General features: G+C 69.9%; 23 protein-coding genes and 1 tRNA gene. 12 read left to right on the top strand and 12 right to left on the bottom strand.

The features are described 5' to 3' along the window. Positions 1-45 precede the first annotated feature (45 nt). Together rlmB and ABD330_RS08800 are read left to right on the top strand one after the other, a co-directional pair. Entirely contained in the window at positions 46-1,041 is a 996-nt protein-coding gene (gene rlmB / locus ABD330_RS08805; RefSeq protein ID WP_344462618.1) for a 23S rRNA (guanosine(2251)-2'-O)-methyltransferase RlmB, read from the top strand. Positions 1,042-1,171: 130 nt separating this feature from the next. Beyond that, the gene (locus ABD330_RS08800; RefSeq protein WP_344462616.1) at positions 1,172-2,947 is read left to right on the top strand and encodes a DoxX family membrane protein; all 1,776 of its coding nucleotides are present in this window, start codon (positions 1,172-1,174) and stop codon (positions 2,945-2,947) included. Positions 2,948-3,175: 228 nt separating this feature from the next. On the opposite strand, the gene ABD330_RS08795 is transcribed toward ABD330_RS08800, so the two are convergent. From ABD330_RS08795 to ABD330_RS08785, 3 genes are all read right to left on the bottom strand, one after another. Continuing rightward, positions 3,176-3,943, bottom strand: coding sequence for a nucleotidyltransferase family protein (locus ABD330_RS08795; RefSeq protein ID WP_344462614.1), 768 nt, complete (start codon positions 3,941-3,943; stop codon positions 3,176-3,178). Between the two features lie 217 nt (positions 3,944-4,160). Beyond that, positions 4,161-4,598, bottom strand: coding sequence for a hypothetical protein (locus ABD330_RS08790; RefSeq protein WP_344462612.1), 438 nt, complete (start codon positions 4,596-4,598; stop codon positions 4,161-4,163). Between the two features lie 267 nt (positions 4,599-4,865). Further along, a complete protein-coding gene (locus ABD330_RS08785) occupies positions 4,866-5,957 on the bottom strand; it encodes an ABC transporter ATP-binding protein (RefSeq protein WP_344462610.1) in 1,092 nt (363 codons plus the stop codon). A gap of 348 nt (positions 5,958-6,305) precedes the next feature. On the opposite strand from ABD330_RS08785, the gene ABD330_RS08780 reads away from it, so the two are divergent. From ABD330_RS08780 to ABD330_RS08760, 5 genes are all read left to right on the top strand, one after another. Then, a tRNA-Thr gene (locus ABD330_RS08780) sits at positions 6,306-6,382 on the top strand. Positions 6,383-6,791: 409 nt separating this feature from the next. Beyond that, positions 6,792-8,168 (top strand): IS1380 family transposase, encoded by a 1,377-nt coding sequence (locus ABD330_RS08775; protein WP_344462608.1) that lies wholly within the window; start codon positions 6,792-6,794, stop codon positions 8,166-8,168. Positions 8,169-8,669: 501 nt separating this feature from the next. Then, positions 8,670-9,419 carry a TnsA-like heteromeric transposase endonuclease subunit gene (locus ABD330_RS08770; RefSeq protein WP_344462606.1) on the top strand — a complete coding sequence of 250 codons (750 nt, stop codon included), beginning with the start codon at positions 8,670-8,672 and terminating at the stop codon, positions 9,417-9,419. Positions 9,420-10,683: 1,264 nt separating this feature from the next. Beyond that, positions 10,684-11,049: a hypothetical protein gene (locus ABD330_RS08765; protein ID WP_344462604.1), complete on the top strand. Its 366-nt coding sequence runs from the start codon at positions 10,684-10,686 to the stop codon at positions 11,047-11,049. After that, positions 11,042-13,015, top strand: coding sequence for a caspase, EACC1-associated type (locus tag ABD330_RS08760; protein WP_344462602.1), 1,974 nt, complete (start codon positions 11,042-11,044; stop codon positions 13,013-13,015). The genes ABD330_RS08765 and ABD330_RS08760 overlap by 8 nt, the downstream gene beginning before the upstream one ends. 832 nt (positions 13,016-13,847) lie before the next feature. On the opposite strand, the gene ABD330_RS08750 is transcribed toward ABD330_RS08760, so the two are convergent. Both ABD330_RS08750 and ABD330_RS08745 read right to left on the bottom strand, forming a co-directional pair. Beyond that, positions 13,848-14,060, bottom strand: coding sequence for a DUF397 domain-containing protein (locus tag ABD330_RS08750; protein ID WP_344462600.1), 213 nt, complete (start codon positions 14,058-14,060; stop codon positions 13,848-13,850). Further along, a complete protein-coding gene (locus tag ABD330_RS08745; protein ID WP_344462598.1) occupies positions 14,053-14,889 on the bottom strand; it encodes a helix-turn-helix domain-containing protein in 837 nt (278 codons plus the stop codon). Before ABD330_RS08745 ends, ABD330_RS08750 begins: the two co-directional genes overlap by 8 nt. Before the next feature lie 204 nt (positions 14,890-15,093). On the opposite strand from ABD330_RS08745, the gene ABD330_RS08740 reads away from it, so the two are divergent. From ABD330_RS08740 to ABD330_RS08730, 3 genes are read left to right on the top strand one after another with little or no spacing between them, the layout of a single operon-like run. Further along, positions 15,094-15,303 (top strand): hypothetical protein, encoded by a 210-nt coding sequence (locus tag ABD330_RS08740; RefSeq protein WP_344462596.1) that lies wholly within the window; start codon positions 15,094-15,096, stop codon positions 15,301-15,303. After that, entirely contained in the window at positions 15,300-15,593 is a 294-nt protein-coding gene (locus ABD330_RS08735; protein WP_344462594.1) for a hypothetical protein, read from the top strand. Before ABD330_RS08740 ends, ABD330_RS08735 begins: the two co-directional genes overlap by 4 nt. A gap of 11 nt (positions 15,594-15,604) precedes the next feature. Then, positions 15,605-15,808, top strand: a complete 204-nt coding sequence (locus ABD330_RS08730) for a hypothetical protein (protein ID WP_344462592.1) — start codon at positions 15,605-15,607, stop codon at positions 15,806-15,808. 78 nt (positions 15,809-15,886) lie between these two features. Here ABD330_RS08730 and ABD330_RS08725 read toward each other — a convergent pair whose 3' ends face one another. After that, positions 15,887-16,144: a hypothetical protein gene (locus ABD330_RS08725; RefSeq protein ID WP_344462710.1), complete on the bottom strand. Its 258-nt coding sequence runs from the start codon at positions 16,142-16,144 to the stop codon at positions 15,887-15,889. A 90-nt stretch (positions 16,145-16,234) separates the two neighbouring features. On the opposite strand from ABD330_RS08725, the gene holA reads away from it, so the two are divergent. Continuing rightward, the gene (gene holA / locus ABD330_RS08720) at positions 16,235-17,230 is read left to right on the top strand and encodes a DNA polymerase III subunit delta (protein WP_344462590.1); all 996 of its coding nucleotides are present in this window, start codon (positions 16,235-16,237) and stop codon (positions 17,228-17,230) included. 57 nt (positions 17,231-17,287) lie between these two features. Here the strand turns inward: holA and ABD330_RS08715 are convergent, their stop codons facing one another. The 3 genes from ABD330_RS08715 to ABD330_RS08705 form a co-directional block, all read right to left on the bottom strand. Then, complete coding sequence (locus ABD330_RS08715) at positions 17,288-18,055, bottom strand: hypothetical protein (RefSeq protein ID WP_344462588.1); 768 nt, start codon at positions 18,053-18,055, stop codon at positions 17,288-17,290. A 617-nt stretch (positions 18,056-18,672) separates the two neighbouring features. Continuing rightward, a complete protein-coding gene (gene rpsT, locus ABD330_RS08710) occupies positions 18,673-18,930 on the bottom strand; it encodes a 30S ribosomal protein S20 (protein ID WP_344462586.1) in 258 nt (85 codons plus the stop codon). Positions 18,931-19,121: 191 nt separating this feature from the next. Then, entirely contained in the window at positions 19,122-19,427 is a 306-nt protein-coding gene (locus ABD330_RS08705) for an antibiotic biosynthesis monooxygenase family protein (RefSeq protein WP_344462584.1), read from the bottom strand. 186 nt (positions 19,428-19,613) lie between these two features. Between ABD330_RS08705 and lepA the strand changes: the two genes are divergently transcribed. Next, entirely contained in the window at positions 19,614-21,482 is a 1,869-nt protein-coding gene (gene lepA / locus ABD330_RS08700) for a translation elongation factor 4 (RefSeq protein WP_344462582.1), read from the top strand. A gap of 101 nt (positions 21,483-21,583) precedes the next feature. On the opposite strand, the gene ABD330_RS08695 is transcribed toward lepA, so the two are convergent. The 3 genes from ABD330_RS08695 to ABD330_RS08685 form a co-directional block, all read right to left on the bottom strand. Continuing rightward, entirely contained in the window at positions 21,584-22,696 is a 1,113-nt protein-coding gene (locus ABD330_RS08695) for an AAA family ATPase (protein ID WP_344462580.1), read from the bottom strand. Continuing rightward, positions 22,693-23,352, bottom strand: coding sequence for a nicotinamide riboside transporter PnuC (gene pnuC / locus ABD330_RS08690; RefSeq protein ID WP_344462578.1), 660 nt, complete (start codon positions 23,350-23,352; stop codon positions 22,693-22,695). Before pnuC ends, ABD330_RS08695 begins: the two co-directional genes overlap by 4 nt. Positions 23,353-23,554: 202 nt before the next feature. Further along, complete coding sequence (locus ABD330_RS08685; protein WP_344462708.1) at positions 23,555-25,453, bottom strand: ABC transporter ATP-binding protein; 1,899 nt, start codon at positions 25,451-25,453, stop codon at positions 23,555-23,557. Positions 25,454-25,506 lie beyond the last annotated feature (53 nt).

The raw sequence follows: 25,506 nt of genomic DNA, 5'->3' as shown, positions 1-25,506 counted from the left end.
GGCCGACTTGCGGCCGGGTGTGACGGACAGACAGGAAGTACAGCCATGGCCGGCAACAGCGCACGCAGGAACCGTCGCAACCCCGGATCGAAGAAGGGCGCGACTGTCGGGACCGGCGGCCACAGCCGGAAGGCGATCCAGGGCAAGGGCCCGACCCCGCCCGCCTCCGCCCGCAAGGGGCACGTCAAGCAGCGCGCGGCCAACGCCGCCGTCAAGCGCGAGATGGACGCGAAGTCGCGGGCCGGTATGCGCCGCAGCGGCGGCGGCGGCCGTGGCGGCCGTGGCGGCGCCGGTGCGGCCGAGCTGGTGTTCGGCCGCAACTCGGTGGTCGAGGCGATCCGCGGCGGCGTGCCCGCCACCGCGCTCTACGTCCAGCAGTTCATCGAGACCGACGACCGTGTGCGCGAGGCCCTGCAGGCCGCCAACGAGCGCGGCATCCCGCTGATGGAGGCCCCGCGCCCCCAGCTGGACAACATGACCGGCCAGATGAACCACCAGGGCCTGGTGCTCCAGGTCCCGCCGTACGAGTACGCGCACCCGGACGACCTGCTGGCGGACGCCGCCGAGAACGGCGAGGACGCGCTCGTCATCGCGCTGGACGGCGTCACCGACTCCCGCAACCTCGGCGCCGTGGTCCGCTCCGCCGCCGCCTTCGGCGCGCACGGCGTGGTCATCCCCGAGCGCCGCGCGGCCGGTATGACCGCCGGTGCCTGGAAGACCTCCTCCGGTGCCGCCGCGCGCCTCCCCGTCGCCCGGGCCACCAACCTGACCCGCGCGCTGGAGGCGTACAAGAAGGCCGGTCTGACCGTGGTCGGCCTGGCCGCCGACGGTGAGGCCGAGATCGGTGACCTGGAGGCGCTGGCCGGTCCGGTCGTCATCGTCGCGGGCTCCGAGGGCAAGGGCCTCTCGCGGCTCGTCGCGGAGACCTGTGACCTCCGGGTGCGGATCCCGATGCCGGGTGCCACGGAGTCACTGAACGCCGGTGTGGCCGCGGGCATCGTCCTGTACGAGGCCGCGCGCCTGCGCGCCAAGACCGGCTGAAGTCGTCAGTTGTGGGGGTGAACCGATCGGGCCTGCTCAGGTCCGATCGGTTTGCTCATGATCACTTCAATGCCCGCCAAGATTCCACCCGGGAGAGTGTCCTAACCGGCCGTCACCCGGTTAGACGGGTGTGGACACCAGAACACCTCGGCGCCCCGGGCAGGGCGGCACGGCGGGGATAGACTCCGACCCCGGCCTCAACACGATCAAGGTGCCGTCCGACCCGGCCAAGCTCAGCAGCACCCAGGCCAGCTTCCGGATCAGACTCGCCGCCCCGGTGGCCCCGCTGATCGGTGCCCCGGCCGGTGCCGCCTTCGGGGACCCGTACGGCATGCAGGGCTTCGCCGGACGGCCGCTGCTCACCCCGCAGCTCGTGGTGGACAGCACCCAGCTCCCCGCGCTGGCCGGCGTGGGGGCCCGGCCCGGGATGCTGCCGGGCGCGCTGGCCGGATCGGCCGTGCTGGGGGCGACCCCGCCGGGATCCGCCCTCGCGGGGAGCACCCCGCGGCGGAAGGCCCGGCTCACCACCGTCACCTGGTCCGGGCAGGCCGAGCCGGGCGACCTGGCGGCCACCCAGCTGCTCGAAGCCGTCCGCCTCAACACCGTGCCGGCCCCGGCGGGTGCGCCCGGTACGAGTACCCGGGCCGGCATCGGCGGGGGAGGCGGCTCCGGTGCCGCGGTCGCGGCGAACGCCGCACTGGCGGCGCAGGACACCCAGCAGATGCCCGCCTACGGCCAGGCCGTGCCCCGGCAGCCCGGCTCGCCGGAGGCCTCGCGTCCCGCCGCCAAGGGCTGGACGCCGAAGGGCGAACTGCCCGAGGTGTCGGGCACGGCGGCCGGCGACTCGAAGCACGCCTGGTACCCGGGCCGCAAGGTCGACCTGGGCCTGGTGCTGCTCCCGCTGCGGGTGGTCCTCGGCGCGCTCTCGGTCTACGCCGGGTTCAGCAAGCTCTGCGACCCGGTGTACTTCGACGGCGGCGACCGCGGATCGATGATGCGCTGGCTCGGCTCGCTGCACCCCTGGCGGGTCGCGCAGCCGCTGCTCGACTTCGCCATGGCACACCCGGTCGGCGCCGGGCTCGGCGTCGCCTTCACCCAGGTCGTGGTCGGCGTACTGTCGATCCTCGGACTCTGGCAGCGGTTCGCGGCGGCCGCGGTGATGACCCTCTCCGCCGCGCTGCTGTTCACCGTCAGCTGGCGGACCGTCCCGGTCTACGACACTCCCGACCTGATCTTCCTGGCGGCGTGGAGCCCGTTGCTGATCGCCGGCGCGCCGTTCGGCTCGCTGGACGGCCGGATCGCCCTGGAGGCGTGGCGCAGGTACGGACCCGGTGCCCCCGCCGCCGTCCGGCGCCGGGTGCTGCGCCGGGGTTCGGTGGTCACCGCCGTGGTGGTGGGCCTGACCATGCTGCTCGGCTCGATGCTGGGCGCGGCCGTCCGTACGGGAGGCCGTACGCACACCGGCCCGGTCAAGTCGCCCAGCGACTTCGGCTCGCCGCTCTGGCCCGCCAACGGCGCCTCGCCGTCGACGGCCCCGAGCACCTCGCCGTCACCCAGCGCCCCGGCCTCGCCGTCGCCCTCACCTTCGCCGAGCGCCTCGCCGTCACCCTCGTCGTCGTCCGGCAAGACCGCGAAGCCGCACTCGTCCAAGTCGGACCGGGGCACCTCGGGCAGCACCTCCGGCACCTCCTCCTCGTCGGGAGGCTCGGACACGGGCAGCGGATCCGGCGGCCACAGCGGCAGCAGCGGTTCGGGCAGCAGCGCGCCGAAGCAGCCGAGTTCGGGCGGCAGCCCCGGCCTGATCGGCGGAGTGCTCGGCAGCGCCCCGCTGTTGGGCCTGCCGACCCCCGCCCTGGGCATGGACCGCGACGGCGGCCGGCCGAAGGGCGCCGCCGCGACGATCTGACGTGACGTCAAGGAGTTGTTGGGTTCGTGCAGTTGCAGGGTTCCTCTTCCTTCGGAGCCGGTGAGCTCGGGAGGAAGGGGGGCCCTGTCGCGTTTCGGGCGTGAGGCGGCGGTCCGTCGGGCGGTGGGCGGCGTCCGGCGTGGTGGGGGCAGACTCCGGGGTCGGTTCTGCGGCCGACTCTGCAGTTGGCTCTGCGGGCAGTTGGCTCTGCGGCCGTCGGAGGAGCCGTTATGCGACGGGTGCGCGGCCCGCGCCGGAGGCCAGTTCCTTGGCGGCCTCGCTGAGGTCCTTCGCGGTGTCGATGGCCCGCCAGTAGCACCCCTGGGGGAGCTGGTAGCCCGCCAGCTGCCTGTTGCGGGCGAGCTGCGGGAAGGTGGTGCGCTCGTGGTCGCCGACGTCGGGGAGCAGCTCCCGGAAGTCCGGGCCGAAGACGTACAGGCCCGCGTTGATCAGGAACGGCGAGGGCGGGGACTCGATGAAGTCCAGCACGTTGCCGAACTGGTCGGTCTCCACCGCGCCCCACGGGATCCGGGGGCGGGCCAGCGCGAGCGTGGCGACCGCGTCGCGCTCGTGGTGGAAGGCGGCCATGTCGCGGAGGCTGAAACGGGTCCAGACGTCGCCGTTGGTGGCGTACCAGCTCTCGTCCGGGCGGGGCAGGGCCTGCGAGGCGTACTTCAGCCCGCCGCCACGGCCCAGCGGCTCGGTCTCGACCACCGTGCGCACGTTGAGCGGGAGATCGGCCCGGTCGAGCCAGTCCTGCAGCACCTCGGCCAGATGGCCGCAGGAGATCACGGCATCCGTGACGCCCTCTTCGGCGAGCCAGGCCAGTTGGTGAGCGACGATCGGCGTCCCGGTACCCGGGATCTCGACCAGCGGCTTCGGCCGGTCGTCGGTGTACGGGCGCAGCCGGGAGCCCTGCCCGCCGGCCAGGATGACCGCCTGCGTGACGGCGGGGGCGATCGGACTGTGGCTGGGGTGCGCGGAGTCGTCGGTCATAGCGAGAACAATAGGGTCCGGAGGTCGCGGACCCCGGCTGATCGCGCCACCTCGGGGGCGGCGTACTCCGGGCGTGGCGGGCCTCCGTGAGGTCTGCCGCAGGGGGCGGCGCTCCGCAGCCGACCGGTCGGCCCCGGTGCTTCGGCGTGCGGTGCTCCGGCGTGCGTCGCTCCGGGGCCGACCGGCCGGTTCCGGCCGGCTGTCAGGGCAGGAGCCGTCAGCCCACGACGCCCGCCGCGAACGAGCCGTCGCAGACCGGGCGGGCGAACGAACGGGCCCGCTGGGTGTCGCCCTGGTACTTGCGGACGGCGGCCCGGCCGAGGTCGGCGGCGAGCGAGCTGCAGTAGGGCGTCAGCGAGGGCTGTTCGCGCATCGTGCGCTCCAACAGGTCGAGTGCGGTGCCCGGGTTGTGGTCGCGCAGCTCGTCCATCAGGTCGACGCGCAGCGCGTCCTGGGGGGCGAGACCCTGGGTGTTGGGGGTCGTGCCGGTGCGGCCGATGGTCCCGTCGCCGCTCGCCGCCGCGACCACCTGCTGGTCGAGGCTGGTCGGCGGCGCCCAGGGGACGCGGGTGACAGCGAGGGTGCCGGTGGTCACCAGGATCACGGGCAGGGTGAGGGCAACGGTCTGGCCGATGCGGCGTACGAGCTGGTTCACGCTCAGGAGCGTAGCGCTGGGTGGGGGTTGGAACGCACTCCGTTACACCAATGAGTGAGTCGTGTCCCGGTTCGTCCCGTCGCCAGGTTGACGCCGAGGGTACTGAAGGGCCCCACCGGAGGCTGTCCGGTGGGGCCCTTCAGCTGTCTTGCCGTGTCTTGCCGCTCTTTTGTCGACTTGTCGTCCCGCCGGCGGATTTGGCGTCCGGGCTCGGCGTCAGGTCCTGATCTCAGGCTCTGATCGCAGGTCCTGGTGTCCGAGTCTGCGTCAGGCGCTCAGGCGGGCACCCGTGGTGGTCGAGAAGACGTGGGCCTCGCCGCCGGTCGGGATCACGTGGATGGACTCGCCACGGCGCGGGATCTGCCGGCCGTGCACGCGCACGACGATGTCCTTGTCCTCGCCGCCGATCTTGGTGGTGCCGTAGACGAAGCCGTCCGCGCCGAGCTCCTCGACCACGTTGACGGTGACGGCGACGCCCTCGATGCCGCCCGCCGGGACGATCTCGAAGTGCTCCGGGCGGATGCCGACGGTGACGGTCTTGTCGGAACCGGCGCCGGCCAGCTGCTCGCGGTCGATGTTGATGACCGAGCCGCCGAACTTCACCCCGCCGTCGACCAGCGGGACCTCGACCAGGTTCATCGCGGGCGAGCCGATGAAGCCGGCCACGAAGAGGTTGGCCGGGCGGTCGTACATGTTCCGGGGGCTGTCGACCTGCTGCAGCAGGCCGTCCTTCAGCACCGCGACCCGGTCGCCCATGGTCATGGCCTCGACCTGGTCGTGGGTGACGTACACGGTGGTGATGCCCAGGCGGCGCTGGAGGCCCGCGATCTGGGTACGGGTGGAGACCCGGAGCTTGGCGTCCAGGTTGGAGAGCGGCTCGTCCATCAGGAAGACCTGCGGCTCGCGGACGATCGCACGGCCCATCGCGACCCGCTGGCGCTGACCGCCGGAGAGCGCCTTCGGCTTGCGGTCCAGGTACTCGGTGAGGTCGAGGATCTTCGCGGCCTCTTCGACCTTCTTGCGGATCTCGGCCTTGTTGACGCCCGCGATCTTCAGCGCGAAGCCCATGTTGTCCGCGACGGTCATGTGCGGGTAGAGCGCGTAGTTCTGGAACACCATCGCGATGTCCCGGTCCTTCGGCGGCAGGTGGGTGACATCGCGGTCACCGATCCGGATGGCGCCGCCGTTGACGTCCTCCAGGCCCGCCAGCATGCGCAGGCTGGTCGACTTGCCGCAGCCCGAGGGGCCGACCAGGACGAGGAACTCGCCGTCCTCGACGTGCAGCTCAAGGGCGTCCACAGCGGGCTTGGTGCCGCCGGGGTAGAGGCGGGTCGCCTTGTCGAACGTGACAGAAGCCATGGCTCTGCTCTCCTTCACCGGCAGGAACGTGCCGGACGATCCGAGTAAAGGGTGGATTGTCGCTGTATCGGCCGGCCCGCCGGACGAGTGGTCTGAACCACTCAACGAGCCAACTCCCGGCGACGCTACCCGCCCGTCCGCCCAGGTGCCAGCCCCGCAGACCACCGAATTCGGCATCGGTCCGATCACAACCCGGACACTCCACCCATACCGGCCACCCACCTCCACCCGCCCCCGCTCCCCACCGCGACCGGCCGCGCCTCTCCCGGATATCTGCAGACACCACCCCGCCCCCGCCCGGTAGACTGCCCCCTGGTGCCGCCGTGGTCCGCCGCGGACGGCTACCGCGCCTCCTTAGCTCAGTTGGCCAGAGCACCGCTCTTGTAAAGCGGGGGTCGTCGGTTCGAACCCGACAGGGGGCTCCAAAACGGACATTTTTTCGGGGCAAAGCAGATATTCGAGGCGCGCGGCGCGTGGCCCCGGATTCCCTCTCGTTGAGAGTAAAGCGGGCTTCGATTCACAAAGCCGCAGGTCGGGAGACATGTAACCCATTTCCCACGTGCGGACGACCCCCGCTCCGATAAAGCGGTGCTCATCGGCCCCTATGGGCTGCCCCACCGGAGAACGTGCAGGTCAGGGCGGGTTTCCGTGCTCGCGAGCGGCTGTGGGTGACCTCCGCTTACCGGGGGCGCAGGTCACCCACTTGGCCTAGCCTCGCGCTTTCACGAGCGCGCCTGTCCGGGTCTTGATCAAATAAACGGAGAGTGCTGCTGACCTGCAACGATGGGACTTGTCTAGGGTCCTGTTGGCTGCAAGGAAAGAAGCACTCTCCAGGTGAACAAGCGTATCGGGTCGTATCCGCCTGTCCGCGTCCAGGGCGATGGGGACGGGTTGGTCTCGCAGGCCGGTGGGGTGCTGCTGGTGGAAACGGTCCGCAAGACCGGGCTGGATACGGCGATATCGGCGGCGTTGATGCCGTGGCGCAAGCCGCGGGTGGTGCACGATCCGGGCAAGATCCTCCTGGACCTCGCCCTGGCGGTGGCACTGGGCGGGGACTTCCTGTCGGATGTGGCGATGCTGCGGGCCGAGCCGCAGGTGTTCGGGCCGGTGGCCTCCGATCCCACCGTCTCCAGGCTGGTCGACACCCTGGCCACCGCCGGCCCCCGCGCCCTGACGGCGATCCGCCGGGCGAGGGCCGAAGTCCGCGAGCGGGTGTGGAAGTTGGCTGGCCCCGATGCCCCCGACGCCGGTGGTCAGGTGGTTGTGGACCTCGACGGCGTGCTGGTCCTGGCGCACTCCGACAAGCAGGACGCCGCGGCGACCTGGAAGCGGACCTTCGGGCACCATCCGCTGGTCGCGTTCGTCGACCACGGAGCGGCCGGGTCCGGGGAGCCGGTGGCCGGGCTGCTGCGGCCGGGCAACGCCGGCAGCAACACCGCGGCCGACCACATCACCACGACCCGCCTGGCGCTGGCCCAGTTGCCGAAACGGCACCGGCGCGGACGGCGGACCCTGATCCGCACCGACTCCGCCGGTGGCACCCACGATTTCGTGAACTGGCTGACTGCGCGGGGCCGGTGGCTGTCCTACTCGGTCGGGATGACGATCACCGAGGCCGTCCATCACGCTGCCCTGTGCGTTCCTGCCTCGGCTTGGACACCCGCGGTCGAACCCGACGGCCGGATCCGCGACGGTGCCTGGGTGGCCGAACTGGCCGGCGACGTCCTGAAGGGCTGGCCGCAGGGGATGCGGCTGATCGTGCGCAAGGAACGGCCGCACCCCGGAGCTCAGCTGAGGTTCACCGACGCCGACGGCATGCGCCTGACCTGCTTCGCCACCAACACCACCGGCACCGCGATCGCGCGTCTGGAACTGCGGCACCGCCAGCGCGCCCGCGCCGAGGACCGCATCCGCGCCGCCCGCGCCACCGGCCTGCGCAACCTCCCGCTGCACGACACCGCCCAGAACCAGGTCTGGCTGGAGATCGTCCAGCTCGCCTTGGACCTGCTGGCCTGGATGCCCATGCTCGCCCTGACCGGCACCGCCCGCCGCTGGGAACCCAAACGCCTGCGGCTGCGGCTGTTCTCCGCCGCCGCCCGCCTGGTCACTACCGGCCGCCGCCGCATCCTCCGCCTTGCTCGCCACTGGCCCTGGACCGACGTGATCACAGCTGCCTTCACCAGGCTGCAGGCCCTGCCAAACCCCGGCTGAACAGCAACAACGCCCCACCCGAACGAGCAGCCGAACGTCTCCGGAGCCGTGGAACCCGGCGCCCACCCGACGCGACAGCCGGGCCCTCAGCTTGCCTACCACCGCCCCGACAAGCCGAAACGGCCCGCCGAAGAAACCGACGGACCGTCACGAAAGATCGAGGTTAGTGAGAATGTCAACGAGACATGGCACCAGAGGCAGGTAGCGACCTGGGGCTACGGCAATCCTTGTCAGAAGTATCTGGCACCGGATTTTGATAAAGGTTGGCACCTTACTGGTCTTTCAGGCCTTCTGGCACCATTTTGATCAATCTACCTCGCACGGAAAATCGACCTCTGTACTCCTGTACGCATGCAACGGATCAGCATGGCGGGATCATCGAGGTCAGTGGACTCCCGCCCACTCGAAGGCACGGTGACGAGTCTGCTCTGGTCCGACGTATGCAGGTGGGAGGACCTGGCGACGACCTGCAGCCCGGAGAGCCTCTCCGTAGGGCGGACGATGCTGGACCTGGATCCTGGCTGGTCAAGCCTGTGGTCAGCAGCCTGGAAGATCGGCAAGGCCGAGCGGACCGGTCCGGTCGCTGAGCTGAACTCCGCTCCTGTGGCCGGCTGTATCCCCTGGCGCGGATTCACCTGGCGCCAACGCCAGCATCACCGACCTGGCCTGGAGTCGGTGCTCATGACCGGCCGTCAGCACGGATTTGAGTCCCACCGCGAGGATCAGTTCGTGGTGATGGCGGACTTCGTCGGGGAGAGCGAGGAACTCCTCTCGCAGCCTTTCCAACTGAGCTTTCACGGTCAGGGCCGGTGGCGCAAGCACATCCCCGACTTCCTCACGATCTCCAGCAGCGGCCGGTGGCTCGTGGGCATCAGGCCTGCGGACCGAATGAGTGACGACGACCTCATGAAGTTCGCCGCCACATCCGAGGTCGCTCTCGCGCTGGGATGGGGCTACGCCGTTGTCACCGGGTGGAGGCTGCAGGCCTGGAGGAACGTCGACCTGCTCTACTCCCGCCGGCGCCCGATGCAGGACCCGCTCGGCCTGAAGCCCCTGCTACTCGAAGCGGCGAGGGCCGCGGCAAGGCCCCTCACGTTCGCGGAACTGGCCGCCACATACGAGTACGAGGCCCTGGCCAGACCGGTCGTCCTGCACCTGCTCTGGCACCGCCAGTTGGGCGTCGACCTGTCCGCGCCGTTTCGCGACGGCAGCGTCATTCGGCCCGCGAGCACCCGGCAGGTCACTCAGTGAGCGGCCAGGCGGGAGGTCTCCTGGAACTGACCACCGGGGAATGCCTGATCCTGGACGACGAGGAATGGCGGGTAGACCTGGTCGAGCCGCAGTACGGCCGGGTCCTGCTGACCTCCAAGACGGGCGTCCGCCAGGCGGTCTCGTTCCGAATGCTGGCCCACCACCCGCAGTGCCGACGGTCGCGGCCGCGTCGGGCCGGCCTGTGCAGCCCCGCACCGAGGACGACCTCACCGATCACCAGCGGAAACTGCTGCGGATTCGCCGAAGTCACCTTCTGGAGGTCGAGACCGGCTATCGCGGCGGCGACCCACTACACCCAGCACCGGGTGAGCCGCGGCCGGAGTACGACCCGGACCGAACGAAGGTCACCGAGAGGCGCCGAGCGAAGGTCCGCGAGCTCCAAGCCCTCGACCCGGAACACGCGAAGCTTCTGGGCCTGGCCCACGTGAGCTACCGGACCCTGACACGCTGGGAGTCCAAGAGACGGACTGACGTCTCGATGGGATGCGCCGACGATCGCTGGACCCCCGCAACACGGGGGCACCCGAGCATCACCCCCGAGATCTGCGAGGCCATCCTCGCCGTCCGGGCCGAGACCCTCCACCGCTCCAAGATCAACATGAGGGCCAGGGTCGGCCTCATCCACCAGTACGTTGCCGAGAAGTACGAGAACGCGGACCAGGTCGAGATCCCCAGCTACGGCACACATCGCGTCCGCCATACTCTGGACACTCGTCACCCAGGGGGAACACGTCCTAGCCCCGACGCCGATCGGCGATCAACAAGATCCCGATGCCCAGCCGAAATGGCGGGCCAGCCTATACGCCTACTACGCGCGAACTCGCCAGACCGACGTCAGGAGACCCGCCGAGGACCAACTGATGCAAGCACTGAAGCAGTACGCGGACTACCTGAATCCGATCATCGACCGCACCGGGATAGCGCCCACTCAGGCCAGCCCGTGGACTTGAGCGCTTCAGTTGGCAAGTTGCAGCCCACGGTCGAGCGGTGTTCAAACAGACCACTGTGCTCTGTCTGGTTGCGGGTGGCCAGACCGAGCAGGGCCAGCAACACGGGTGGGGAGGCGTCTCACCGTGCTGATCTTGACCCGGGGTCGACGCCTGAAGGCTGACGCGCACCACGGCGCCCCCTTTCCCACGATCTACTCAACGACGCGCGGGAGGATAGGACATGAGCACCACACAGTCCTGCCAGCACCTCTAAGATGCGGTGCTGACAAGGACTTTGATGGGGGGACAGTCTCGTGGACGTACGGGTGGCGGTGGTTCCGGACTCCGACGAGGACGCCGGCGAAGTCGCGGAGTGGGCATCCCGGCTGCTAGTCGAGTTGTCAGGGTTAGACGACGCCTCGATCGATGTTGACGCAGGTGGGGATGCGCCGGCAGGTTCGAAGGGGTTAGGGAGCGCGGCCGGGGCGCTGCTGGCCCGGTTGGTGAGTTTCGACGTCCTCAGGGCGATGCTGACGGCAGTGCATGAGTGGGCAACACGCGCAGGGCGCACGGTGGAGCTCAGTATCGACGGGGACGTGCTCAAGCTGACCGGCGCGAGCCGTGAGCAGCAGGAGCGCGTGATCCAGGCATGGCTGGCTCGGCACGCTCCTGATGCCTGAACTCCCGGCCGAGAACCGGTCGGCCTTGGTGATCGCTACGGGGGTCTACGCCGACGCGCAGCTGGCACGGTTGCGTTCTCCCGCGCGCGACGCGGCGGACCTTGCCAAAGTGCTCGGCGATCCACGGCTTGGTCGGTTCGAGGTGACCTCGTTGCTCGACCGGTCTGCCCACGAGATCCGCATGGGGGTGGAGGACTTCCTTTCCGGCCGCGCCACGGGTGATCTGCTGGTCGTGTACCTGTCCTGCCACGGGGTGCGCGACGCGCGAGGTCGGCTGTATTTTGCCGCAGCCGACACGGACAAGGCTCATTTGTCGTCTACCGGCATCGAGTCGCTGTGGTTGCTCGAGCGGTTGGACGAGTGCCGGGCGCGGCGTCAGGTGCTGATCTTGGACTGTTGCTTCAGCGGTGCATTCGCTGCCACTGGCCGAAAAGGCGAGGGCGAAGGTGAACTGTGGCGCCTGCTGGTCGGGCACGGCCGCGGGCGGGTGGTGCTGACCGCATCGCGTGCCGGGGAGTACTCCTACGAGGGCCAGGCTTTGCCTGGGGCAGAGATCACCGGATCGGTGTTCACCACCGGTCTGGTCAACGGGTTGCGCACCGGCGGCGCGGACAGCGACAACGACGGGCTGATCTCGGTCGAGGACGCCTATGACTACGCCTACACCCACGTCCAAGCCCACGCCGCCGCTCAGACCCCGCAACGCTGGGCATACGGCGCCGAGGGCAAAATCTGGCTCGCACACAACCCCTACGCCAGCCCGACCGGCCAGCCACAGCCCGCTTCACCGGGCCCGCCTGTCGGAAACGTATCTGCCAAACCCTCGACGGCGAACCATGGCCGTGACCCACACACCCTCGGAACCGACGGGCCCGATCGTCTGTTCCCACAGAAGGAGTTTCGCGAGGCAGTGCAGCGAAGCAGAATTAGACGTCGTACTGTATTACTCGGGGGGCTGGCAGCTGCGGTCGGCGTCCCCTCAATAGTTCTGCTATCGAGGCGTGACCATCCGTCCCTGAACCCCGCACAGAAGTCTGGCCTTCCGTCCCTGAGTGCCACGCTTAACGCCGCGGCGCCGGTCGGCAAGGTGGCATTCAGCCCGGATGGCAAGCTGCTGGCCGCTGGCATATCCGACACAGCAACCACTCAACTATGGGATCTCACAGCCAAAAGTGCCCCCGTCAACCTCACCGCAGAAGGCGCAGCTGTGATGGATATCGCGTTTAACCCATCGAATGCAAACATGCTTGTCGTCTGTGGCTTGGATGGCCGGATACGGCTGTGGGACGTGTCCAACAGGACCGTCAGTGTGACCATCGCGCCTCCGCTCTATCATCAAACGGTGAACAACCTTGTAATAGAAGCAGTGGCATTCAGCAGGGACGGCAAACTGGTGGCTGGTGGCGACAATGTAGGCCGTGCCTGGCTGTGGAATACCACGACTGGCGAGACGACCACCTTGGAAGTACCGACGATCTACATGAACGCCAACTCACTGTCGTTCAGCCCCGACGGGAAAACACTCGCCGCTGGCCTGGAGCCCGTCGGGGGCACACAGGACGGCGTGCGGCTGTGGGACGTAGGGACTGGACGACTTGCCGCTAGCATCCCAGGTCCCGCATGGGTGCACTCCGTGGCCTTCAGTCCAGACGGACTGACTTTGGCCACCGGATCCGAAAACGGTGGCGCCATCGAACTGTGGGAGGTGGCGACCCGCAAAAGCATCGCTGCTCTCGCCGGCCACACCGGTCCTGTCAACTCGGTGGCCTTCAGCCCCGACGGCAAGACAATAGCCAGCGGAGGCATAGACAAGACCGTCCGGCTCTGGGAGGTGGCGACCCGCGAAAACGTCGCCACTCTCACCAACCACACCGATCCCGTCAACTCGGTGGCCTTCAGCCCCGACGGCAAGACAATAGCCAGCGGCGGGAGTGACAAGACCGTCCGACTCTGGAAGGTCTCTTGACTACCGTCCGAGCTGGCTACGACACGGGCTCGCTACCGAGTCCCGAAAGCTGACAGGGGCTGATGATGGGACCGCCCACACCGCACACTCCCCGACCCCATCGACCGCAACCGCCGCCGCCAGCACCTTGCCTTATGACATCTCCACCCCCACGACTGGCAGAGCATCATTGTCCAGCCTGGCTACCCGACCACACCGATTCACAGACCATCCACCCGAGCTGATCCGACTTCCAGTCACACTCAGATGCTCAGTCACACGAGGCGGTGCCAGCTCAAGCTGAAAAGTGCCAAGTCTTGCTGACATTCTCAGCTGCGCGCCCGGAGCCCGCTGCCGCGCGTGGACGTCCTCAAGGTCGCCCACCACGGCTCCGCCAACCAGGACTGGGACTCCACCGGTGCCCTGAGCCCCCGGCTGGCCCTGATCTCCTGCGGCGCGGACAACTCCTACGGTCATCCGGCACCGAACACCGTGGACCGGCTCCGGGCGCTCGGCGCCACCGTGCTGCGGACCGACCGCTCCGGCGACATCGCGGTCCTGGGCACCCGCAGCCACCTCCACGCGGCCGTCCACCCCCACCAGCACCCACCCGAACGCCCACCCCACCGGCCGTCCCCCGCCCGCTCACCCCCGGCCCGGGCCGGTCCCGCGCAGCGGCAGTCGGGCAGCGACTCCGGGCGTCCCGCGAGTCCGATCCAGTGGCTCGCCGAAGTGGGTGTGGGAGACCCGGACAGGACAGGATGGGAACAGGCCGCACCGACTCAGGTGAGCCTCATCACCGTTGAAGGTCACGGCGAGGCCTCCGTGCAACCGGTCCCCAGGTGGCCAGGGGTCAGACCGCGCCGAACTCTCCGGCCTTGACGCCGGCCACGAAGGCGCTGAAGGCGTCGGCGCGGAAGACCAGGGCGGGGCCCTCGGGGTCCTTGCTGTCACGGACGGGGACGATGCCGGTGACGCCGTCCGCGATCTCGATGCAGTTGCCGTCGTTGCCGCCGCTGTGGGTGCTCTTTCGCCAACGCTCCGGCTGGTGTTGGTGGTCAGTCATGCTCATCTGCGTATTCCTCCGCCACCGACTCGACCAGGGCTAGGGACGCCTCCGGCGACAGCGCGACGGCCCGTACGAGATCGTAGGACAGCAAGCACTTCGCCACAAAGGCCGGATCATCAAGTAGTTGACCCGCATGCGGGCCTTCGACGTACGCCGCGGGAGGAGCATCAGCGAAGGTCATGAGACAGAGAGCGCCCTCCAACAGGGCGTGCGCCCCAGCACTGAAGGGCAGCACTTGCATGATGATCCGACTGTCGCGCACCAGGTTGGAGAGGCGGGAGAGCTGGCCGCACATGACCGCCGCTCCACCCGTCGGCCGCCGGATGACGCTCTCATCCATGACGACCCAAAACATGGGCCTTGTTGGATCGTCGAGGATCTGTGACCGCTCCATGCGCAGGGCAACGCGTTCGCCGATGTCAGTCGCCGAGCGCAGAGGCTGAGCTGCGCGGAAGACTGCCTGGGCGTACTCGGGGGTCTGCAGGAGACCTGGCACGAGAGCCGGAGCGTATTCGCTGATCGTCTGCGCTATGGCTTGCAGCTCGGCAGCAGCCGTGAAGTATTCGGCGAAGCGTGTGCGCGTGACCATCGGGTACAGGCGGCTGAAGTGCCCATCAGTCCGGAGGACGGTGTCGAGGCGGATGGACAGGTCCTTCTGGGGCTTGCGGGTGGCAGCTTCGATCTGCCCGATGTACGCGCCCGAGCAGAAGACCAGCTCACCCAGTCGGTCCTGGGAGAGCCCGGCCGCCTCACGCAGCCGGCGGACTTCCGCCCCGTAGAACGCCTGCGGTGACTCGGAGGGGTCTAGGTCCCGCGGGCTGACCATGGATCAGCACCTCTCTCCTGGCAGGCTGTTTGTTGGGTCCTCGTCCCTGTTCAGGCTATCGCTGGATGCCGACTCTTGAAGGGCGGACAGTGATTGTCGGAGAGGGGAGTTGGCAGTGTTGGAGACGCCGAGCGGTTCCACGGCCGGTGAGTTGTCCGAGGGCGTGGCGCCGTGAGCGAACTGGAGGCACGAGGGAGGCAGGCGATGGCCGCTGACGTGTGGGAGCCCGCCGTCGGCCAAGTCGTCACCGTCCGCGCCGACGGCACCAGGGTCGAGATCATGGACTTGTCCAAGGGCCGGGTTGCCACCCGCCCCTTGCGTGGTGGACGTGAAACCGACTATCGGGTAGGCGAGTTGATCCCGCCGGACGATGCCCCGGGCGGGTTCGTCGACTGGCAGGTGAGCCGGGGGTGAGTGCTGTCGGCAGGGCGGTCACCGGGCCGTACACCGTCACCATCGAAGGTGTCACCGAGCCGGCGACGTTCAAGCAGCTGTGTGATGCGCTCGCGGCGCTCTGGAAGTCGATCCGGGTGCTTCCGCTCGGGTGGGACCAGGCTTCCGCGTACGAGCGCTTCCTGGTCGGGGCCGATGCGCCCGCCAATGTCGTTCGACTGTTGGAGGAGCGGAGCCCGAGGCCACTTGAGGTGACGTTCACGATGGACGGCCGTACCCACGTGGTCCGGGTGGTCGCCTCGGGCCACTGACGATCACCGAGATGAACTGGATCGTCCGCCGGTACGAGGGCGGCGAGACCATGGTGGCGCTCGCCGCCGTACTCGGGCGTTCGTTCGGCTCGGTCGCCGCTGCGACCGGGTGCGAGTCCGGCGGCGCGGGCCGGTGGGGCAGCGGAGATGCGGGCCCGGGACAGGTGCCGTCCCGAGCCGTCGGGTCACCCCAGTGCGCCTCTCCGCGGCTGTGACGGCCACCACCTCCGGCGCATCGGCGAGGGTCCGGCCTGGTACGCGGGCCAAGGGTCGGCCGACAGCCGGTCAGCGGCTCACTCCTCCTCGCGCCAGCCGCCGTGGCCGGTGACGAAGGTGTCCAGCGCGGTCAGCTGGCCCGGCGCCCAGCCGGTGTCCTCCGGTGCCTCCAGGACGACGAGCCACTGGGCGTCCTCCGCGTCGTCCTCGCCTGCCAGCGAGTCCCGGACGAGTTCGAGGTGGCCCAGGTCGGGCCAGCCGGCGGAGAGTTCCTCGGCGGCCTCCTCTGCGGTGTCGCGGTCGGGGAGGACGAGTAGTTGGCGGGTGAAGTTCATGGTCACCGCCCTATTCTCCAGACACCCTGCCGCTCGGATGCGCCCGGGGGCGGCCGTGGCTGTCGGTGCCCCGTGCGATCCTGGTAGGCGATGGCCAGGAAGAGTGCACCCGACGACCTGCTCGCCCCGCTGACCCTCGCGGTCGGCCAGGAGGAGCTGCTGCTCGACCGTGTGGTCGCCCAGGTGGTCGCCGCCGCCCGCGCGGCCGATCCGGACACCGACGTGCGCGATGTCGCCCCCGGGGCCCTGCAGCCCGGCAGCCTCGCGGAGCTGACCACCCCTTCGCTGTTCGCCGAGCGCAAGGTCATCGTCGTCCGGGCCGCGCAGGATCTCCCGGCCGATTCGGTCAAGGAGGTCAAGGCGTACATCGAGGCCCCGGCCGAAGAGGTGATCATGGTGCTGGTGCACGCCGGCGGCGCCAAGGGCAAGGGGCTGCTGGACGCGGGCCGCAAGGCCGGCGGCCGCGAGGTCGCGTGCGCGAAGCTGACCAAGGCCGGTGACCGACTGGCGTTCATCAAGGGCGAGTTCCGCACACTGGGCCGCGCCGCCACCCAGGAGGCCTGCCAGTCGTTGCTGGACGCGCTCGGCGGTGATCTGCGCGAGCTCGCGGCGGCCTGCAGCCAGCTGACCGCCGACGTCGAGGGCACCATCGACGAGACGGTCGTCGCCCGCTACTACAGCGGCCGCGCCGAGGCCACCGGCTTCGAGGTCGCCGACCTCGCCGTGACCGGGCGGGCCGCCGAGGCGCTGGAACGGCTGCGCTGGGCGCTGGCCGTCGGCCAGCCGCCCACCGGCATCACCTACGCACTGGCCTCCGGCGTCCGCAGCATCGGCCGCCTGGCGACCACCGGCCGGAACATGCGCCCGGCCGACCTGGCCCGTGAGCTGGGGATGCCGCCCTGGAAGGTGGACCGGGTCCGCCAGCAGATGCGCGGCTGGACGGGCGACGCCGTCGCCACCGCCCTCACCGCCATCGCCCAGGCGGACGCCGCCGTCAAGGGCGGCTCGGACGACCCGGCGTACGCCCTGGAGCGGGCCGTGGTCGCCGTCGCCCGCGCCGCCCGCTCGGGCGCTCGCGGGTACTGACGGCGCCGGCCGCCGGCGGGCCGTCAGCTCGGCCGCCGGCCGGTGGCCCTGCTGTGCTCAGGTGCCGCCGACCGCCCTCAGGATGTCCCGGGTGTCCATCACCAGTGCCTGCCGGATGGTGTCCCGGTCCGGCGGGGTGCTCTTGCCCTCCTGGTAGGAGCCGGACCAGCTCAGGTAGTACGTCAGCCCGCCGTCGCGGACGTACAGCACCTGGGTCAGGAAGTGCCACGTCCGGTCGGAGCTGCTCGGCTCGTCGAGGTAGCCGACGTAGGCCTGTTCGCCGAGGTCGGGCACCTCGGTGATCTGGTACTTGCGCTGCCGCAGGCTCTCCCGCTGGGCCGCGAACTCCGGCCGGTCGTCGACCGCCTTGTGCAGTTGGACCTCCAGGTAGAGCGAGGAGTACTCGGCGTCGGTGGTGTTCTTCTTGACGTACTCGCTGCAGTACATGTCGTCCAGCGCGGGGTGCCTGGTCGAGTAGTGGTAGGGCGAGCCGGACTGCGAGGGGTAGAGCTGGGTGAACCGCTCGAACCGGGCGGTGGCGCAGAGGTCGTCGACGAGACGGTAGCCGTGCAGGCTCGCGGCGGTGCTCTTGGCGGTGACCAGTCCCGGCACGGTGATCACGGCCGCCGCCCACACTCCCGAGGCGACCAGAGCCCCCGCGATGCCCCACATCGGGCCACGGCGCGCGCGCCCGGGCGCGGCCGGGGGAGTCGGGGCGGCCCGCCGGGCCGGGGGAGCGGGTGGCGGGGGCGGCGGGGGCCCGAAGGCCGAGGGCGGGCCGGGGATGGACCCGTAGCCGGGGCCGGCGTCTGTTGGTGTCGACATCTGGTGAGCCCCCAACTGGTGTCCCGCGTGGTGTCCCCGCGTTGACCGTCGCAGCAGTCCGTCGCACCGCACCCTATCGGTGAACATGCGGTCGCACAGAGTAAGCGAACCCCGTGCGTCACCCGCCCGAGCGCCTCGTCCGTCCTACCTACCCCGCCGGAACCTCCGGAATACGCGCCCGAGTACGTACCGGAACGGGCGCCGGAACTCGCGGCCGTCCACCGGGGGAGCGGTGTTGACACCGTCACGGCGCGGCCTTCCCCGGCCCGCCGAACGGCCCGCCCGCCGAACGGCCCGCCCGTGAAACGGCCCGACACGCGAGCGGCTCGACACGCGGACCGCCCGGATACGCGAACTGCCCGCCCGGAGTGATCCGGACGGGCAGCGAGCGAACGGCCTGCGAGCAGGCACCTCCGCGGTCGATCTGGTGTACCGCACCCGCGTGGCGAACGCAGGCCGCGTGCGGTACGGAGTCTGTGCGCCTCGGGGTTCCGGTTAGAGGGCCGGGAACTGGTCCGAGGGGGTGGTCGACGGGGGCGGGTAGAGGGCCGCCGGTCGCGCCGACCGGTCCGGGCGGGGCCCGGGGGGTGAATCAGTCAGCTGGAGTCAGCCGGAAATCAGGCAGCGACGCGCTTGGTGATCGCGGACTTCTTGTTGGCGGCCTGGTTCTTGTGGATGACACCCTTGCTGACGGCCTTGTCGAGGGCCTTGGAGGCCGCGCGGGCCAGCAGGGTGGCCTTCTCGACGTCACCGGCGGCAGCGGCCTCGCGGGCCTTGCGGACAGCGGTCTTCAGCGAGGACTTGACGGCCTTGTTGCGCAGGCGCGCCTTCTCGTTGGTCTTGTTGCGCTTGATCTGGGACTTGATGTTCGCCACGAAGGAGCCTCAGTCTAGTTTCTAATGGATCATGAACGGGTTGCACCGGCGGCCTCCGGCAAGCTGAGAGGGCATGCCGATGCCAGGTGCAGCGCCCCACGCTACCAGGGGCCCGCAGTCGGGCCCAAACCGAGCGGCCCGAGCCGCCCCCGCGCCGAGCGGCCCGGCCGGCCGGGCGCCGCCCGCGCCGGCTACGCCGTGAGCAGTGGCTCGCCGTAGTGCTCCACCGTCGGGAACGGCGAGTAGAAGTGGTGCAGCAGCGCCCGCCACTGCCCGTACTCAGCCGAACCCCGGAAGCCCTCGGTGTGATCGGCGAGCGTCTCCCACTCCACCTGGAGCAGGAAGCGCGCGCCGCGCCCCTCGTCCAGGCACCGCCGGAGCTGGAGCGATCGGAAGCCCGTTTGGACCGCGATCAGCGGCTTGGCCTGGGCGAACGCGGCGAGGAAGGTCTCCTCCTGGCCGGGCAGGACGTCGAGCAGTGCACTCTCCAAGATCATGGTCACCGATCCTCGCGCGCCCCGGGCCGATCCGGAAGCCCCGGGAGCTGACCGGCAAGCTGCCCCCCGGTCGTGGGAGGATGGGAGGAACCATGTCGATCGGACGAGACCGTCCGGTCCCCGGGAAGCCGGTCAGCGATGACCAGGGCACTCCCGGCCCCCGGACCCACGGAGAATCGGACCAAGGTGCCCGCGACCCCCAGCAATGTGCCACAGCCCAGCCGTACCGACCCGGCGCTGATCCGCAACTTCTGCATCATCGCCCACATCGACCACGGCAAGTCGACGCTCGCCGACCGGATGCTGCAGATCACCGGCGTTGTCGACCCCCGGCAGATGCGTGCCCAGTACCTCGACCGGATGGACATCGAGCGCGAGCGCGGCATCACCATCAAGTCGCAGGCGGTCCGCCTCCCGTGGGCGCCGACCACCGGTGAGGGTGTGGGCAAGACCCACATCCTCAACATGATCGACACCCCGGGCCACGTCGACTTCACGTACGAGGTGTCCCGCTCGCTCGCCGCCTGCGAGGGCACCATCCTCGTGGTGGACGCGGCCCAGGGCATCGAGGCGCAGACCCTCGCCAACCTGTACCTGGCGCTGGAGAACAACCTCACGATCATCCCGGTCCTCAACAAGATCGACCTGCCGGCCGCCCAGCCGGAGAAGTACGCCGCCGAGATCGCGCACATCATCGGCTGCGAGCCCGAGGACGTCCTGAAGGTCAGCGCCAAGAGCGGCCTGGGTGTCGAGGACCTGCTGGACCACGTGGTCGCGAAGGTCCCGGCCCCGGTCGGCGTCAAGAACGCCCCGGCCCGCGCGATGATCTTCGACTCGGTCTACGACACCTACCGCGGCGTGGTCACCTACGTCCGAGTGGTCGACGGCGAGCTCACCAAGCGCGAGCGCATCCAGATGATGTCCACGGGTGCGACGCACGAGCTGCTGGAGATCGGCGTCATCTCGCCCGAGCCGAAGGTCTCCGACGGCCTCGGTGTCGGCGAGGTGGGCTACATCATCACCGGTGTGAAGGACGTCCGGCAGTCCAAGGTCGGTGACACCATCACCTCGATGCACAAGGGTGCGACCGAGGCGCTGGGCGGCTACAAGGACCCGCGTCCGATGGTGTTCTCCGGCCTCTACCCGCTGGACGGCAGTGACTACCCGCTGCTGCGCGACGCCCTCGACAAGCTCCAGCTGAACGACGCCGCCCTGGTGTTCGAGCCGGAGACCTCCGTCGCGCTGGGCTTCGGTTACCGCTGTGGCTTCCTCGGGCTGCTGCACCTGGAGATCGTCCGGGAGCGGCTGGAGCGCGAGTTCAACCTCGACCTGATCTCCACCGCCCCCAACGTGGTCTACCGGGTGGTCATGGAGGACGGCACCGAGCACACCGTCACCAACCCGAGCGAGTTCCCCACGGGCAAGATCTCCGAGGTGAACGAGCCGGTGGTCCGCGGGTCCATCCTGGTGCCCAACGAGTTCGTCGGTGCCGTCATGGAGCTCTGCCAGGGCCGTCGCGGCAACATGCAGGGCATGGACTACCTCTCCGAGGAGCGGGTGGAGCTGCGCTACACCCTCCCGCTGGCCGAGATCGTCTTCGACTTCTTCGACATGCTGAAGTCCAAGACCCGTGGCTACGGCTCCTTCGACTACGAGCCGATCGGCGAGCAGAGCGCCGACCTGGTCAAGGTCGACATCCTGCTGCACGGTGACGCGGTCGACGCGTTCTCCGCGATCGTGCACAAGGACAAGGCCTACAACTACGGCATCATGATGGCCGGCAAGCTCCAGAAGCTGATCCCGCGCCAGCAGTTCGAGGTGCCGATCCAGGCCGCGATCGGCTCGCGGGTGATCGCCCGTGAGACCGTCCGTGCGATCCGCAAGGACGTCCTCGCCAAGTGCTACGGCGGTGACATCTCGCGTAAGCGCAAGCTGCTGGAGAAGCAGAAGGAGGGCAAGAAGCGGATGAAGATGGTCGGCCGCGTGGAGGTCCCGCAGGAGGCCTTCATCGCCGCGCTGTCCACCGACGCGGACGCCCCGAAGGAAAAGAAGTAGCACCTGGCGCTGCCACGCACTCCGGCCTCCGAGACCCGTTCTCGGAGGCCGGAGTGCGTTCGCCCCGAAGGCAGTGCCCCCGGGGGCGGGGACGGAGCCGCTCAGCCGAGCGGGTCGGCCAGTGACCAGCCGGCCGCCAGCAGGGCGTCCACCGCCGCCAGGGCCCGGGTGAGCCGCTCGGCGCGGTCGCCGGTCAGTTCGAGCCAGGGGGTGCGGCCGGCGGCGAGGACCTCCCGGAAGCGTCCGGTCATCCAGGGGCGCAGGTGTTCGCCGTCCCTGAGTCCGTCGTCGTGGAAGGGGACGTCCCGGTCGGAGGTCAGCAGGTAGAGGGCGCGGGGCGGGAGGGCGGCGGCCAGCTCGTGGACCGGAGCGGTGGTGGCGCCCCGGTAGCGCTCCTGCCAGACGGTGGTGGCGAGCGCGTCGGTGTCGCAGACGAGCACCGGGCCGCCCTCGCGGGCGGCGCGTTCCTCGTCGGCGGACTGCCGTCGGCAGACCAGCTCGAAGTCCTCGTCCGTCCACTCCAGGTCGAAGACGGTCGGGGCCGGTGCCGAGGGGTCGGCCACGGACCGGGCCACGGCGAGCTTGGCGATCGTCAGTTCCCGCCCGTACTCGGGCACCCAGCGGGTCAGCGCGTGCGGGCCGCAGCGTCCCCGCAGGGCTTCGGCGAGATCCCGGGAGAGCGTGGTGGTGCCGGTCGACTCGGCGCCCAGGACGACCACCCGCCGGCTGAACCAGCCGCGGACCGGCGGTTCCAGGGCGTCCCAGTGCGCGACCGGATCGGCCCGGACCTTCGTACCGGAGACCGCGAAGGTCTCCCGCCCCTGGTCCAGCACCACCGCCGCCGCGCCGAACCGCCGGGCCAGCTCCTCGCCGTACGGCTCCGAGGTGAAGACCGCGTCCACCGGGCCGGCCGCCGGGGCGGTCGCCAGCCCGTCCCGCATCAGGGCGACGTGACCGTCCCAGGCCTGCTCGCTGTCGTAGTCCACCGCCAGGTTGTCCACCACCCCGGTCACCCGCACGTGCGGGTGACCGGCCCAGGCCTCCCGTAGCCAGGACACCCGGGCGGCCAGCGGGACCGACTCGACGTCGGCGGCCATCGCCACCACGGTGACCAGCTCGCAGGCGTCCGCGGCCGTCCTGATCAGGAAGTGGTGGCCCGCGTGCGGCGGGTAGAACTTGCCGATCACCAGCCCGTGCCGGAACCGCGCGCTCACAGTGCCACCGCCGACGGGCGCTCGGCCGGCCCGGCCAGTTCGCGGCGCCAGGCCCGCAGGCCGACCAGGCACAGGCCGAGGAACAGCAGGTAGACCAGGCCGGTGAGGTCGAGCTTCTTGGCGAAGTAGAGCGGGATGTAGACCAGGTCGGCCGCGATCCAGAAGTACCAGTTCTCGAACTGCTTGGTGTTCAGCAGCCACTGGGCCGCGAGCGAGAGCGCGGTGGTGAGCGCGTCCCAGAACGGCGAACTGTCCTGGGCGTGGCCGAGCACCACGGTGAGCCCCCAGGTCACCGGGACGACCAGGGCCGACAGGACGGCCAGGGTGCGCGGGTCCGCCCGGCGCAGGGCGCGGGCGGAGCGCCGCTCCCCGCCGCGCAGCCACTGCCACCAGCCGTGGACGCCCAGTGCCAGGAAGACGACCTGCAGGGCCGCGTCGGCGTAGAGCCGGGCGCTCCAGAAGAGCACCAGGAAGAACAGGTTGTTCGCTATGCCGACCGGGAAGTTCCAGATCCTGGCCCGGACGGTGAGCCACACCCCCACCGCACCGGTCGCGAAGCCGAGGAGTTCGGCCCAGCTGACGGCGTCCTGGCCGAGATGGAACAGCACGGTGTTGAGCGGGTCGGTGAACTCGCTCAGGAAATCGCTGACGGCCATGGGCCACCCCTCACTTATGGTCGATGTGACGATAAGCGGGAGCGGGTGGCGAGCGCAATGCCCCGGACCTGCACGTTCGGGGGCCGGGCCGTCCCGGTGCGGGGTGAGAACGGCCCGGTGGGGCGGGGAGGGAAAAGGGAAGGCGGGAAAACGCGTGCGGGGGGAGGCGTGGCGCCTCCCCCCGCACGGATCCGCCGGACGGTCAGTCGACCTCGGCGACCGCCTGGGCGAACTGGGCCTCGTACAGGCGGGCGTACGCGCCCTTGGAGGCGATCAGGTCGTCGTGCGAGCCCTGCTCGACGATCGAGCCGTTCTCCATCACCAGGATCACGTCGGCGTCCCGGATGGTGGAGAGCCGGTGCGCGATGACGAAGCTGGTGCGGCCGGTGCGCAGGGTGGCCATCGCCCGCTGGATGAGCACCTCGGTACGGGTGTCGACCGAGCTGGTCGCCTCGTCCAGGACGAGGATGCTCGGCTGGGCCAGGAAGGCCCGGGCGATGGTGATCAGCTGCTTCTCGCCCGCGCTGACCCCGGCGCCCTCGTCGTCGATCACCGTGTCGTAGCCGTCCGGCAGGGTGCGGACGAACCGGTCCACGTGCGCGGCCCTGGCCGCCTCGACGACCTGCTCCCGGGTGGAGGACTCGGCGCCGTACGCGATGTTCTCGGCGATCGTGCCGCCGAACAGCCAGGTGTCCTGGAGGACCATGCCGATGCCGGCCCGCAGCTCCTCGCGGGACATCGCGGCGATGTCCACCCCGTCCAGGGTGATCCGGCCGCCGCTGACCTCGTAGAACCGCATCAGCAGGTTGACCATGGTGGTCTTGCCCGCGCCCGTCGGCCCGACGATCGCCACGGTGTGGCCGGGCTCGACCTTGAGCGAGAGCCCGTCGATCAGCGGCTTCTCCGGGTCGTACCGGAACGAGACCTCCTCGAAGGCGACCCGCCCGTGCAGCACGGCCGGACGCTCCGGCATGGCCGGCTCCGGGCTCTGCTCGGGTGCGTCCAGCAGCTCGAAGACCCGCTCCGCCGAGGCGACGCCGGACTGCAGCAGGTTGGCCATGCTGGCGACCTGGGTCAGCGGCTGGCTGAACTGCCGCGAGTACTGGATGAACGCCTGCACGTCACCGATCGACAGCGCGCCGCTGGCCACCCGCAGACCGCCGACCACGGCGACCAGCACGTAGTTGAGGTTGCCGATCAGCATCATGGCCGGCTGGATGATGCCGGAGATGAACTGGGCCTTGAAGGCGGTGGCGTAGAGCGCCTCGTTCTCCTGGCGGAAGATCTCGGCGGCCTCCTTCTGCCGGCCGAAGACCTTCACCAGCGCGTGGCCGGTGTACATCTCCTCGATGTGCGCGTTGAGCTTGCCGGTGATCCGCCACTGGTCGATGAACTGCGGCTGCGCGCGCTTGCCGATCCTGGTCGCCACCACCACCGAGGCGGGTACTGAGACCAGCGCGATCAGCGCCAGCAGCGGGGAGATCCAGAACATCATCGCCAGCACACCGACGATGGTGAGCAGCGAGTTCACCACCTGGCCCATGGTCTGCTGCATCGACTGGCCGATGTTGTCGATGTCGTTGGTGACGCGGCTGAGCACCTCGCCGCGCGGCTGCTTGTCGAAGTAACTGAGCGGCAGCCGGGAGATCTTGGCGTCGACGGACTCGCGCAGCCGGTAGACCGTCCGGTTGATCGCCCGGGCGGCGAGCCGGCCCTGGAAGATGCTGAAGACCGCCGAGGCGACGTAGATCGCCAGCACCCAGAGCAGCACGGTGCCGATGGCGTCGAAGTCCATCCCCTGGCCGGGGGTGAAGTGGACCGAGGAGAGCAGGTCGGCGATCTTGCCGTTGCCTCCCGCGCGCACCGCCGCGATCGCCTGGTCGTGCGTGGTGCCGGGCTTGAACCGCTGCCCGATCACCCCCGCGAAGATCAGGTCGGTGGCGTTGCCGAGGATCTTCGGCCCGGCCACCGCGCAGCCGACGCTGAGCGCGCCGAGGCCGAACACCCCGTAGAGGGTGGCCCGTTCGGGGCGCATCAGCTTCAGCACGCGCTTGCCGGAGCCCTTGAAGTCCATCGACTTCTCGGTGCCCTGGCCGCCCATGAACCGGGCCGGACCGCCCGGACCGCGGCGCGCCGCGGCGCTCTGCGAGTCGC

The organism is Kitasatospora kazusensis (assembly GCF_039529945.1).
In the GTDB taxonomy this organism is placed as follows: Bacteria; Actinomycetota; Actinomycetes; order Streptomycetales; family Streptomycetaceae; genus Kitasatospora; species Kitasatospora kazusensis.
The sequence above is the reverse complement of the archived record's forward strand: the minus strand, read 5'-3'. Positions and strand labels throughout refer to the sequence as shown.